Below are 12,173 nucleotides of genomic sequence, written 5' to 3'. Positions count from 1 at the left end.
GGCTCGACTTGGCTGGCTAGCTGCCGGGCGCCGCTTCCTCCATCCGCCGGATGGTTTCGCCGAAGCGGCGCAACGCCTGCCGCACCGGGACATGCGGGCTCTCGATCTCCAGCAGGATCATCGTCTCGCTGCCGAGGAATGCGGCGCTGACCAGGCTGGTTACTTCGGCGGCGGAGAATGGCCCGAGGCCGCCGAACCGACGCTCCGCCTCTTGCGCCAGTCCGTCCAGCAGTTCGAACCAGCCGCGCAGGTCGCGGCGCACCGCCTTGGCGATCTCGGGGCTCGACAGGCTTGCCGCGATCATCTCGTGCAGGATCCGGACATAGCCGGACGCCAGATCATCGTCGAGGAAATCGCAAGCGCGCTCCCAGCGTTGCCACAGCGGCATCGGTGCCGCAAAGGTCTCCGCCTGGCGCTTCAGCAGGCCCTCGTTCAGATGGTCCAGCAGGGCCAGGAACAGCCGTTCCTTGGAGCCGAAATGGTAATGGATCTGGCTGAGCGGAACGCCGGCGATCTCGGCAACGCGGCGCGTCGACAGATCGGCATAACCGCCTCGATGGAGGCATAACTCGGCGGCCGAAATCAGTTCGGCGCGCGTGTCGCGCTTTTGCTTGTTCTGCGGCGGGGTAACGGCTTCGGCAGCGTCCGTCATGCGGCGTGGCTGCCGCTGTTAGCGGTGCAATCTGGGCGGATCATAGCTTCTCCTGTCCGGGGCTGGACGTCCCTCCACTCTATCTCGGTCGAGCGACCGATCAAGTTGACTCGCTAGAAAATTTATGGTTTTTGACGCTGAATTCGGTCGACCGACCGAATCCTGATGCTTGCATGGAGGGCACTCATGGCGGGCGTAATCACCCTTATCTACGGCGTTGCCGCATACCTGATTTTTCTCGGTTCGTTTCTCTATGCGGTCGGTTTCGTCGGCAACATGGTCGTGCCGAAATCCATCGATTCCGGAGTCGCTGGAAGTCCGGTCGAAGCCGTCATCGTCAATGCGCTGCTGCTCGGCCTTTTCGCCGCCCAGCACAGCATCATGGCGCGGCCGGTTTTCAAGCGCTGGTGGACACGGATTGTCCCGCACGCGGCCGAACGCAGCACCTATGTGCTTTTGGCCAGCCTCATCCTGCTGCTGCTCTACTGGCAATGGCGGCCGATTCCCGGTCTCGTCTGGACGGTCGAGAACCCGGTCTGGGTCGCCGTCATCCATGGCGTGTTCTGGCTCGGCTGGGCGGTATTGTTGACCAGCACCTTTCTGATCAACCATTTCGAACTGTTCGGCCTGCGCCAGGTTCTCGCCGCTTTGCGCAAGAGCGAACCGGCGCCGCCCGTGTTCAGGACGCCGCTGTTCTACAAATGGGTCCGGCACCCGCTCTATGTCGGCTTTCTCCTGGCCTTCTGGGCGACGCCGTCGATGACATGGGGCCATCTTCTGTTCGCGGCGGGCAGCACCGGCTACATCCTGCTCGGCATCTTCCTCGAGGAACGCGATCTCGTCGCGATGTTTGGCGATCAGTACCGCCTCTACCGCAAGCAGGTGGGAATGCTCATTCCCTGGCGCAAAATGGCTGGATAGGGCCGATGCGGTGCCCACCTGCCTAGTGGGCTGGTCGGCCGGGCCTGGGCCATCAAGGCGCGCTGGCCGCAGTGAGGCGTCCAAATCTCACAACAACGTTATTATCCCCCATTCGTTGTCACGCCGAGTGTCTGAATTGAACGCGCGCCCCGTCTGTGCTTGATGCGCCTTTCTGCCTGTGCGATAGGCACTCCAAAGCAGAAAACCTTTCGGAGAGCGCTGACATGGCGGGTGGACAGGGCCTAATGGCCGGCAAGCGCGGGCTTATACTGGGCGTCGCCAACAACAGATCGATTGCCTACGGCATCGCCAAGGCCTGCGTCGACCATGGCGCCGAGATCGCGCTGACCTATCAGGGCGAGGCGTTCAAGAAGCGCGTCGAGCCGCTGGCTGCGGAATTGGGCGCCTTTGTCGCCGGTCATTGCGATGTCACTGATCCGGCGAGCCTCGACGAGGTGTTTGCCAATGTCGCCAGGCATTGGGGCGGCAAGCTCGACTTCCTCGTCCATGCCATCGCTTTTTCCGACAAGGACGAGCTGACCGGACGCTATGTCGAGACGACGCGCGACAATTTCCTGCGCACCATGGACATTTCGGTCTATTCCTTCACCACCATCGCCAAGCGCGCCGAAGCGTTGATGACCGATGGCGGCTCGCTGCTGACGCTGACCTATTACGGCGCCGAAAAGGTCATGCCGCATTACAACGTCATGGGTGTCGCCAAGGCCGCGCTCGAAGCCAGCGTGCGCTATCTCGCCGTCGACCTCGGCGGCAAGAAGATCCGCGTCAACGCTATCTCGGCCGGGCCGATCAAGACCTTGGCTGCTTCGGGCATCGGCGACTTCCGCTACATCCTCAAGTGGAACGAATACAATTCGCCGCTGAAGCAGACCGTCACCCAGGAAGAAGTCGGCGATTCCGCCGTCTATTTCCTGTCGGACCTGTCGCGTGGCGTCACCGGCGAGGTGCACCATGTCGATTCCGGCTATCACGTCGTCGGCATGAAGGCGGTCGACGCGCCGGATATTTCGACCGTCAAGGAATAGTTCTGCCGCGGTTTCCGCCCGCCTGTCCTGATTTCCGGAAGACCTGATGGTTCCGCTCGTCTACATCGTGCGCCATGGCCAGACGCAGTGGAATGCCGAGTCGCGGCTGCAGGGCCAGGCCGACACCGATCTCAACGCGCTCGGCCGCGAGCAGGCGACCCGCAATGGACGGCGGCTGGCCGAACTGATCCAGAATCCTGAGGATTTCGACTTTGTCGCCAGCCCGATGAAGCGGACGCGCGAGACGATGCAGCGGCTGCGCTTGGCGATGCAGCTCGATCCCGATGCCTACCGCATCGACCCGCGTCTGGTCGAGGTGCACTTTGGCGACTGGCAGGGCTTTACCTATGCCGAACTCGATGCGCGAATGCCGGGCTCGGCGAAGGCGCGACGGCGCAACAAATGGAATTTCCAGCCGCCGGGTGAGGGCGCCGAAAGCTACCAGATGCTGCTCGAACGGGTGAAGCCGTGGTTCGACGCGCTCGACCGCCAGACGGTCTGCGTCACGCATGGTGGCGTCGTGCGGACCCTGTTTCGGATGGTCAAGGGTGTTTCCGAACACGAAGCGGCAAACCTGGAAGTGCGGCAGGACCGGGTGCTCAGGCTGCAGGACGGGCGCCTGGATTGGCTTTAGATTCGAGCGGATAAACAGGACGACTGTCCTGTTTATCCGGGCAGGGCTCCGCCGAGCGGCAAGACCCTGTTCGGCGTCGGTCTTATTCGGTGTCGGGCAGTTCCATATCGGTGACGACGTTCTCGCCATTCGTCACGTCATAGGCAATGACGATATCCATGCCCGGCTTTAGCGAATCGAGATCGGTCTCGGCGTTGAGCTTGAAGGACTTGCCGTCCTCCAGCGTCAGCGTCAGCGCGTCCTTGTCGACCTTCTTGATCAGGCCTTCGGTCTGGCCGGCATAGGCGGCGGTGGAAATCAGCAACATGGCGGCAGCAGCGCCAATCAGGGTACGCATCGTCGTCCTCTTTGTCATTGCGCCTGCACGGATGGCGGCGAGCTTTCAACGGGCGGATGGAAGAGAGCAGAAACCAACCGAATGTGTCAAAACTAAAACCGCCGGATCACAGTTTGACCGCTGTGGAAAACGCCAATAGAACGCACCCTTGATCCGGCTCCGCTGCCGGGCAGGGCTAAAATTCATGTCTCACAACACGTTCGGCCATCTCTTCCGCGTCACCACCTGGGGCGAAAGCCATGGCCCGTCGCTCGGCTGTGTCGTCGACGGCTGCCCGCCCGGCATCCGCTTCACACGGGCCGAAATCCAGGCCGAACTCGACAAGCGCCGTCCCGGCCAGTCGCGTTTTGTGACCCAGCGCCGCGAGCCGGACGAGGTGAACGTGCTATCCGGCTTCATCCTCGACGAGGACGGCGAGACGATGATCACCACCGGCACGCCCGTCTCGATGCTGATCGAGAATGTCGACCAGCGCTCCAAGGACTATGGCGTGATCGCCCGCCAGTACCGGCCCGGCCACGCCGACTACACCTATGACGTCAAATACGGCCTGCGCGACCATCGCGGCGGCGGCCGCTCCTCGGCCCGCGAGACGGCCGCGCGCGTGGCCGCCGGCGCGCTCGCCCGTAAGGTGGTGCCCGGCATGGTGGTGCGCGGCGCGCTGGTGTCTATGGGCGAGAAATCGATCGACCGCGCCAACTGGAACTGGAATTTCATCGGTGACGCCGAAAACCCGTTCTTCACCCCCGATCCGGCCTCCGTTCCGGTCTTCACCAGCTATCTCGACGGCATCCGCAAATCCGGCTCCTCGGTCGGCGCGGTTATCGAGATCGTCGCCGACGGCGTGCCGGCCGGCCTTGGCGCGCCGATATACGCCAAGCTCGACCAGGACATCGCGTCCGGCCTGATGTCGATCAACGCCGTCAAGGGCGTCGAGATCGGCAACGGTTTCGAAGCCGCCCGCATCACCGGCGAACAGAATGCCGACGAGATGCGCATCGGCAATGACGGCAAGCCGGTCTTCTTGTCCAACAATGCCGGCGGCATTCTGGGCGGCATCTCGACCGGCCAGGCGATCGTCGCCCGCTTCGCCGTCAAGCCGACCTCGTCGATCCTGACGCCGCGCAAATCCATCGACAAGGACGGCAACGACGTCGACGTCATGACCAAGGGCCGCCACGACCCCTGCGTCGGCATCCGCGCCGTGCCGATCGGCGAAGCCATGGTTGCCTGCGCCATCGCCGACCATTATCTGCGGCACCGGGGACAGACAGGCCGGGGATTAGGCAGTAGGGATTAGGCAATAAGCCAGCCCGTACTTCCTTCCCTAACTCCTACTGCCCAACCCCTATTCCCTGCGAGCGAAGCGAGCCAATGCCATACGATCAGAAGAAAATCGTCGAAGCCATCCGCGCCTTCGAGCGCGGCGAGATCGTCGTCGTCATGGACGATGACGGGCGTGAGAACGAGGGCGACCTGATCGTTGCCGCCGTGCATTGCAGCCCGGAGAAAATGGCCTTCATCATCCGTCACACCTCCGGCATCGTCTGCACGCCGATGCCGCGCGAGGAGGCCAAGCGGCTCAATCTGCAGCCGATGGTCGCCGACAATGATTCCGCCCACACCACGGCCTTTACCGTCAGCGTCGATTTCAAGCATGGCACCACCACCGGCATTTCGGCCGAGGACCGCACGCTGACCGTGCGCAACCTGGCCAACGGCAATGTCGGCGGTTCGGATTTCGTCCGGCCCGGCCACATCTTCCCGCTGATCGCTAGGGAAGGCGGCGTGCTGATGCGCTCGGGCCATACCGAAGCCGCGGTTGACTTGTGCAAACTTGCCGGCCTGCCGCCGGTTGGCGTGATCTCGGAGTTGGTCAATGACGACGGCACCGTCAAGCGCGGCCCGCAGGTGGCGAGCTTTGCCGAGGAACACGGCCTCAAGCAGGTCTCGGTCGCCGACCTCATCGCCTACCGGCAGCGCAAGGAAACGCTGGTCGAACGCGTCGCCTGCTCCGAAATCGACACACTCGGCGGCAAGGCACAGGTCTTCACCTACACGCTGCCCTGGGACTCCATGCACCATGTCGCGGTCGTTTTCGGCGACATCCGTGACGGCGAGGACGTGCCGGTGCGGCTGCATTCGGAGGATGTGGTGACCGACGTGTTCGGCACCAGCCACCGGCTCGACGCCATTATGAAGGCGATGGGCGAACGCAAGCGCGGCGTCATCGTCTATCTCCGGGAGGGTTCGGTCGGCGTCGCCCATCAGGAGCGCAACCGGCCGATGAGTGCCGACCGTGAGGACCACGAAGAGGCCCGCCGCCGTGAGAACGAGTGGCGAGAAATCGGCCTCGGCGCCCAGATCCTGAAGGATCTCGGCATTTCCTCGATCAACCTGATCGCCTCGCGCGAGCGCCACTATGTCGGGCTTGAAGGCTTTGGGATTCACATCGCGAAAACTGAGATTATCTAGTTCGTCGCGCAAGAGCGACGCTGCCGAAAAAATTGCGCGGGCAGGTCGCCTGCTTCTGCGATTTGCTGAAGCCTCCACGCGTTCGTCATCCTATGGCGAAGCAAGGAGCGAAGCGACGCGGCGCAGACCATAGGATCCATGCCGCGACTTCGACGCGTTGCAACGGTGCAGAAGTCTGCTCCGCTGCACCCTTCGGTCAAGGTAACGGAATGGGTCCTCGGGTCTGCGCGGCCGCTTCGCTCCCGCTCGCGCGTGGATGACGACACCAGAGGCCTCACCTAATTCCGAACGTTTGCGATCGTCTCCAAAGCCAACGTCAGGCCATATCCTCACTCCGCGGGAACGGCGGCCGCGTCGCATCCGTCCAGCTCGCATGTGTGGGTGGCCAGGCTGCGCTGGCCCAGCAACACCGTCACCAATGCGATGACGCCGGCCGCCACCGAGACCCAGAACCCGTTGCGGGCGCCGAATTCATCCACCACCGCACCGGCGGCAAACGAACCGAGCGCCATGCCGATGCCGATGCCTGTCATCACCCAGGTGATGCCTTCGGTCAGCATCGCTTCCGGCACGTGGCGTTCGATCAGGCCGAAGGCGGTGATGAAGGTTGGCGAGATCGCCACGCCGCTGATGAAAACGGTCAGCGCCAGCAGCGGCACCGTGTCGGCGGTGAGCGGCAGCAGCGTGCCGAGCGCAACGAGGGCGACCGCGAGGGCCAACTGGCGCTGCAGCGGCGCTTTCAGGTTGAGCGCGCCGACGATAAGGCCGAGCACGAACGATCCCAGCGCATAGACGCCGATGACGAGGCTGGCGGCGCCCGGCTGGCCGAGTTCCTTGGTGATCGCCACCGTGCTCACTTCCGTCGTCGCGAAGGTGGCGCCGACGAAGATCAGGGCGAAGGTGATGATCTGCACCGGCCTGAGCCGGATTGCCGAGCCGCTCGAGACATGATTCACCGGCCGCACTTGTGGTTCGGTCGAACGCTGCAGGATGAAGGCTGCCGAGCCAAGGGCGAGGAATAGCGTGCTGACCAGGACACCGGCTTCCGGGAACAGAGCGGCACTCAAGCCCACCGACAGCGATGCGCCTGCAATGTAGACGAGTTCGTCCGCCGCCGATTCGAAGGCGAATGCGGTGTTCATCTGCGGCCGGCCGCGAAAAATCTCGGTCCAGCGCGCGCGCACCATCGCCGGCATGCTGGGCATGGCGGCGGCCGCCAGTGCCGACACAAACAGCGTCCACACCGGCCAGTCCTGATTGGCTGCGGCAATCAGCACCGCGAAGGCGAGCACGGTGAGGATGGTGGTCGGAATCACGATCCGCGTCTGGCCGAGGCGATCGACCAGCCGTGATATATTCGGCGCCACGAAAGCGTTGCTCAGCGCGAACGTCGCCGAGACAGCTCCCGCCAGCCAGTATTCGCCACGCGTCTGCGAGAGCATGGCCACGATGCCGATCGGCGCCATGGCGATCGGCAGCCGCGCGAGGAAGCCCGCGGCGGCAAACCCCTTGGCTCCAGGGGCACGAAAGATTTCCGAGTATGGGTTTTGCATGGCTGGTTCCTCGACAAAGGCCAATTCGACAATTACATACGATGCGTATGAATATAGGTAGTCGATACGCCGCGTATGTCAATTGGCATACGAAGCGTATGTGAATAAGGCCAGAACCATGCACAGACCCCGCAAGGAGATGATTGCCGAAACGCGCGCCAAGCTGATCACGGCGGCCCGCCACGCTTTCGGCACAATCGGCTATGCCGACGCGTCGATGGACGACTTCACCGCCTCGGCCGGGCTGACGCGCGGCGCGCTCTATCATCATTTCGGCGACAAGAAGGGCCTGCTGCAGGCCGTCATCGCCGAAATCGATGGCGAGATGGCCGTCCGCATCCATGAGATTGCGTCGCGGGCGCCAAGCCGTTGGCAGCGTTTTGTCGACGAATGCACGACCTATATCGAGATGGCGCTGGAGCCGGAAATCCAGCGCATCATGTTTCGCGACGGTCCGGCCGTGCTCGGCGATCCAGCGCAATGGCCGAACGCCAATGCCTGCGTCGGCTCAATGACCGATCATCTGACCAGGCTGCAGCAGGAGGAGGTGGTCGTCTCCGGCGTCGACCCGGAAACCGCCGCACGGCTGATCAACGGCGCCAGCAGCCAGGCAGCACAGCGGATCGCCAATTCGAACGACCCCGAAGCGACGTCGAAGACCGTGGTGGCGGCCTTCCAGCAACTGCTCGAAGGGCTGCTCAAGAAGCAGGGTCCGCAGCCGGTCTGAAGTCTCAACGGCCACCCGGCATTTGGTAGTGTCTCAGTTTGAAATCTTGTCAGCAGTGTAGCCACGGCGACCATTCCGGGCTGTGCTTGCCGCTAAGCATGTGGCAGCATACGCTCGAATCATGTCCAAAGACCTCAACCCCGAGAAAGCGCTCATTTTCCGTATTGTCCACAGGGACAATATCGGGCCAGTGCTGGCTGATGGTTGCCACTGCCGCGCAACCATGGAAGGTAAGAAATATATCGAGATCGGGAATCCTGAGCTGATCCAGAAGCGCACTGACAAGGTGGTCCCAATCGATCCGGGCGGCACTTTGAGCGACTACGTTCCGTTCTATTTCACGCCCTATAGCCCGATGCTCTATAACATCAAGACGGGCTACAACGGCATCAAGCAGCGCTCGATGCGAGATATCGTGATCCTCGTATCTTCGCTGCATCACCTTGCCAAGCTGGAAGTTCCGTTTGTGTTTACCGACCGGCATGCCTATCTGAAGTTGGCGCAGTTCTCGGACGATTTGGCCGATCTGAATTGGATTATCTGGCTGACCCTGCAAGCGCGCGATTTCACGAAAGATGACATTGACAAGTTCGAGAAATATCAGGCTGAAGCGCTTGTATATAAGCACGTTCCGCTCGCTGCCCTGCTTGGCATCGTTTGTTATGACGAAGAAGTGAAAGCCGAGATCGAGGCTGCCGCCGCGAAAGAAGGCGCCAAGGTGAAGGTCTTGGCAGAAAGGAGATGGTTCCTCTGATGGTCAAGTTTGTCCGTGGCAACCTACTCGAAGCTGACACAGAAGCTCTGGTGAACACCGTCAACACCGTCGGCGTGATGGGGAAGGGCGTCGCCTTGATGTTCAAAGAGGCATTTCCTGAAAACTTCAAGCTTTACGAAGCTGCTTGTGAGGATAAGCGCGTGCGGCTTGGCGAGATGTTCGTCACAGAGCGGAACGATCTCTATGGCCCGAAATGGATAATCAACTTTCCCACTAAGGCGCACTGGCGATATCCATCGAAGATTGAATGGATAGCAAAGGGCTTGGACGATCTTAAAGCCGTCGTGGAACGTAACAACATCAAATCGATAGCTGTTCCACCTTTGGGTGCTGGAAATGGCGGCTTAGAGTGGCCTGAAGTTCGCGAACTAATCCTTTCTAAGCTTGAGTCGCTAAAAAATGTCGAAGTAGTTGTTTATGAGCCGACTCACCAATACCAGAACGTGGCTAAGCGTACTGGCGTAGATAGGTTGACTCCAGCGCGAGCGTTGATAGCTGAACTTGTTAGGAGATATTGTATTCTTGGAATCCAGTGCTCGTTGCTCGAAGTTCAGAAACTTGGCTATTTCGTGGAGAGATTCGCGAACCGAGAGGGCTTGGATGCGATGAAATTCGAATTCGGAGCCAATAAATATGGCCCGTATTCGGACAAGATGAAGCACATGCTGAATGCTCTGGATGGGAGCTATTTACATTGCGATAAGCGACTTGGTGATGCCGGGCCCTTTGAGCCGATTCATTTTGATGATGAGCGTAAGGAACACGTCTCTGCCTACTTTTCTACCGCTGAAGCAAAGCCATATCGATCAGCTTTGGAGGCCACAAGCAAGCTTATCGACGGCTTCGAGTCTCCCCTAGGCATGGAGTTGCTTGCGACCGTCGATTGGTTGGTGCGCCACGAAAAGGTTGCCCCCCAAGCAGACGAGATCAGGGCTGCCCTCCCCAAGTGGCCCGGTGGCGAAGGGGCGGCTGAGCGCAAGTTGCGGCTGTTTGATGATCGTATCATCAAGATAGCCTTGGAAGCTTTGAAGGAAAACTCTTTGGTGCAGGCCAGCTAATGCCTACGGGATCTAAAGGCCAGAAGCGCCCCGCCGATGTGATCGGCAACGCCGTCGGCGTCATGGGCATTGCCACGGGCGAGGAAGCCGACGCCGTGCAGGACGACGGCAAGAACGCCGCCGCCAAAGAGCTTGGTTCGAAGGGTGGTAAGAAGCGCGCCGCCAACATGACGCCAGAGCGCCGCGTCGAGATCGCTCGGAAGGCGGCTGCAAGCCGTTGGAAAAACACGACGAAATAAGATCGGAATATTTTGCTTCCGTTTTGATAGGATTGGCGTATGCTAATCCCTGTCGAATCGATTGGACAAGACATGCCGCGTGACGAAGCATATAGCCGAGCGAAGCTCGAACGTTTTTTGCCCGTATTGTATAGCGCCGCCGCGGCTGGTGTTCGTTCAGTTTTTGACGAATATCCCGCGACTGGCCATATCCATAGCAAGAACACTCGGCGGCGCATCGCCCGAGATCACATCGTTGACAATCTCCGGGCCGACCTCATGGTCGATCCGGACGTGTCGATAAGAGACCGCAATCAAACCACCTACTTCGATATTTGTGGCGAATACCGGCTCCTTGCCAAAATGGCCAACGGAGCCGGCATGGTCGCGTTGAACCGCAATCAGACTTCCTTTGAGTTCCAGCACAACCGGCAAGCTGAGATTTTTGCGTCCAGCGAAATGCCTGGGCGCACCAATCTTTACCTTAGCTACGTTCCGAATGCGGTGGATCCGAAGGAGCCGTTTGTCTATCTGATCTGCCCCAAGGAAGATGGCTATCATTGGCGTATCGAATTGGAGCCGCCAGCGGCATCCTTGGCCGGCGAGATTGCCGGAACGCCTCCGCCTTCGGACGATCTCGGAACAGACTTGGTGCGTATCCCGCAGGAAAAGAAGCCCGACACTTCCGAGTAGTGCAATGCGCAGGACTTTTAACGCAGAGATGCTCGCCCTGGCGCGAGAATCGAGGGGATTCACGCAAGGCGATTTGATTGATCGCTTGGCTGAACCCATGTCGCAAGGAAAGTTGTCGAAGATCGAGAACGGTCTGATCCAGCCGACCGACGAGGACATCGACGCACTGGCGCAAGCGCTCGGCTACAAGCGCGAGTTTTTTTTCCATCCTCATCTAAGGCGGGCGGAGCCTGCCACCTATCATCGAAAGCGGCAGAAGCTCACCAAGGGCGATTGGGCGAAAATCTACGCCAAGGCCGAGATTTATCGCATCACCACTTCCATTTTTCTACGCTCTGTTGAACTGGCTCCAAGCAGGGCAACTCCTCCATATGTCGACCCCGATGAAGTCGGCGGCAGAGTTGACGAGATAGCCCGCGCCGTGCGTCAGGCGTGGTCGATGCCGCGCGGCCCGGTCGAAGACGTAACAGCACTTATGGAGAGTGCCGGCATCGTCGTCGTCCCCTTCGACTTCGGGACGGAACTCTGTGACGGCTTCTGTCAAAGTGCTTCGGAAGGAATGCCCCCTGTAGTGTTCATAAACACGCGGCAGCCAAAGGATAGGCTGCGGTATTCCCTGGCTCATGAACTTGGGCATCTGGTGATGCATAAAATCCCAAATCCGGAAATGGAGAGGCAGGCTAATCTATTTGCCGGTGAATTTTTGATGCCGACAGCCGATATCGCCAAGGACTTCTACAGCCTCTCTCTTGAGAAATTTATGGCGCTCAAAAAATATTGGAAGACCTCGATGGCTGCCCTCATGTTGAAGGCGCGGGATATTGGCCGACTGAGCGAAAGCGCTCACCGATACTACATGATCAATATGTCCAAGCGTGGCTGGCGAACTAAGGAACCAGTCGAGATCGAAGCGCGCGAAAGCCCGAAATTGATCTACCAATTGGTTCGCGCACATATGGGGCACCTGAATTACACTCTTGACGACCTTTCCACCCTAACCGGCCTCCCCACCGAAACATTCCAAGACTTTTTCGGCCTCGTAACCACACCGCGATTCCGCATCGTTAGTTGAACTTTTATGCTT

14 protein-coding genes are annotated in these 12,173 nt (G+C 60.2%); 11 read left to right on the top strand and 3 right to left on the bottom strand.

All coding sequences use genetic code 11. From position 1 onward, the window contains the following. Nucleotides 1–16: 16 nt before the first annotated feature. Nucleotides 17–652 (bottom strand): TetR/AcrR family transcriptional regulator, encoded by a 636-nt coding sequence (locus NKJ75_RS28050; protein ID WP_023692089.1) that lies wholly within the window; start codon nucleotides 650–652, stop codon nucleotides 17–19. Between the two features lie 186 nt (nucleotides 653–838). Between NKJ75_RS28050 and mddA the strand changes: the two genes are divergently transcribed. From mddA to NKJ75_RS28035, 3 genes are all read left to right on the top strand, one after another. Next, nucleotides 839–1,573, top strand: coding sequence for a methanethiol S-methyltransferase (gene mddA, locus NKJ75_RS28045; protein ID WP_023834474.1), 735 nt, complete (start codon nucleotides 839–841; stop codon nucleotides 1,571–1,573). 224 nt (nucleotides 1,574–1,797) lie between these two features. Beyond that, nucleotides 1,798–2,619, top strand: coding sequence for an enoyl-ACP reductase FabI (gene fabI / locus NKJ75_RS28040; protein ID WP_023692087.1), 822 nt, complete (start codon nucleotides 1,798–1,800; stop codon nucleotides 2,617–2,619). Between the two features lie 46 nt (nucleotides 2,620–2,665). Further along, entirely contained in the window at nucleotides 2,666–3,253 is a 588-nt protein-coding gene (locus NKJ75_RS28035; protein ID WP_023668442.1) for a histidine phosphatase family protein, read from the top strand. 82 nt (nucleotides 3,254–3,335) lie between these two features. Here NKJ75_RS28035 and NKJ75_RS28030 read toward each other — a convergent pair whose 3' ends face one another. Continuing rightward, nucleotides 3,336–3,590 carry a DUF1344 domain-containing protein gene (locus NKJ75_RS28030; protein ID WP_023685405.1) on the bottom strand — a complete coding sequence of 85 codons (255 nt, stop codon included), beginning with the start codon at nucleotides 3,588–3,590 and terminating at the stop codon, nucleotides 3,336–3,338. A gap of 184 nt (nucleotides 3,591–3,774) precedes the next feature. Between NKJ75_RS28030 and aroC the strand changes: the two genes are divergently transcribed. Further along, nucleotides 3,775–4,890 carry a chorismate synthase gene (gene aroC, locus NKJ75_RS28025; protein ID WP_352500443.1) on the top strand — a complete coding sequence of 372 codons (1,116 nt, stop codon included), beginning with the start codon at nucleotides 3,775–3,777 and terminating at the stop codon, nucleotides 4,888–4,890. A gap of 74 nt (nucleotides 4,891–4,964) precedes the next feature. Further along, nucleotides 4,965–6,065, top strand: a complete 1,101-nt coding sequence (gene ribB / locus NKJ75_RS28020; RefSeq protein WP_023668438.1) for a 3,4-dihydroxy-2-butanone-4-phosphate synthase — start codon at nucleotides 4,965–4,967, stop codon at nucleotides 6,063–6,065. Nucleotides 6,066–6,394: 329 nt separating this feature from the next. On the opposite strand, the gene NKJ75_RS28015 is transcribed toward ribB, so the two are convergent. Then, the gene (locus tag NKJ75_RS28015; RefSeq protein WP_352500442.1) at nucleotides 6,395–7,618 is read right to left on the bottom strand and encodes an MFS transporter; all 1,224 of its coding nucleotides are present in this window, start codon (nucleotides 7,616–7,618) and stop codon (nucleotides 6,395–6,397) included. 118 nt (nucleotides 7,619–7,736) lie between these two features. Here NKJ75_RS28015 and NKJ75_RS28010 point away from each other — a divergent pair, with 118 nt between their 5' ends. The 6 genes from NKJ75_RS28010 to NKJ75_RS27985 all read left to right on the top strand — a co-directional run bounded on the left by NKJ75_RS28010 (nucleotide 7,737) and on the right by NKJ75_RS27985 (nucleotide 12,161). Next, complete coding sequence (locus NKJ75_RS28010; RefSeq protein WP_352500441.1) at nucleotides 7,737–8,345, top strand: TetR/AcrR family transcriptional regulator; 609 nt, start codon at nucleotides 7,737–7,739, stop codon at nucleotides 8,343–8,345. Nucleotides 8,346–8,466: 121 nt separating this feature from the next. After that, nucleotides 8,467–9,099, top strand: a complete 633-nt coding sequence (gene darT / locus NKJ75_RS28005) for a type II toxin-antitoxin system toxin DNA ADP-ribosyl transferase DarT (RefSeq protein ID WP_352500440.1) — start codon at nucleotides 8,467–8,469, stop codon at nucleotides 9,097–9,099. Next, nucleotides 9,099–10,178 carry a type II toxin-antitoxin system antitoxin DNA ADP-ribosyl glycohydrolase DarG gene (gene darG, locus NKJ75_RS28000; protein ID WP_352500439.1) on the top strand — a complete coding sequence of 360 codons (1,080 nt, stop codon included), beginning with the start codon at nucleotides 9,099–9,101 and terminating at the stop codon, nucleotides 10,176–10,178. Before darT ends, darG begins: the two co-directional genes overlap by 1 nt. Further along, nucleotides 10,178–10,417 (top strand): RNA-binding protein, encoded by a 240-nt coding sequence (locus NKJ75_RS27995; RefSeq protein WP_352500438.1) that lies wholly within the window; start codon nucleotides 10,178–10,180, stop codon nucleotides 10,415–10,417. Before darG ends, NKJ75_RS27995 begins: the two co-directional genes overlap by 1 nt. Nucleotides 10,418–10,489: 72 nt before the next feature. Next, the gene (locus tag NKJ75_RS27990; RefSeq protein ID WP_352500437.1) at nucleotides 10,490–11,089 is read left to right on the top strand and encodes a hypothetical protein; all 600 of its coding nucleotides are present in this window, start codon (nucleotides 10,490–10,492) and stop codon (nucleotides 11,087–11,089) included. A 4-nt stretch (nucleotides 11,090–11,093) separates the two neighbouring features. Further along, nucleotides 11,094–12,161, top strand: coding sequence for an ImmA/IrrE family metallo-endopeptidase (locus tag NKJ75_RS27985; protein WP_352500436.1), 1,068 nt, complete (start codon nucleotides 11,094–11,096; stop codon nucleotides 12,159–12,161). Nucleotides 12,162–12,173 lie beyond the last annotated feature (12 nt).

It is taken from the genome of Mesorhizobium sp. M0058 (assembly GCF_040323095.1).
Lineage (GTDB): Bacteria > Pseudomonadota > Alphaproteobacteria > Rhizobiales > Rhizobiaceae > Mesorhizobium.
This window is presented reverse-complemented; position numbering and strand designations above follow the sequence as displayed.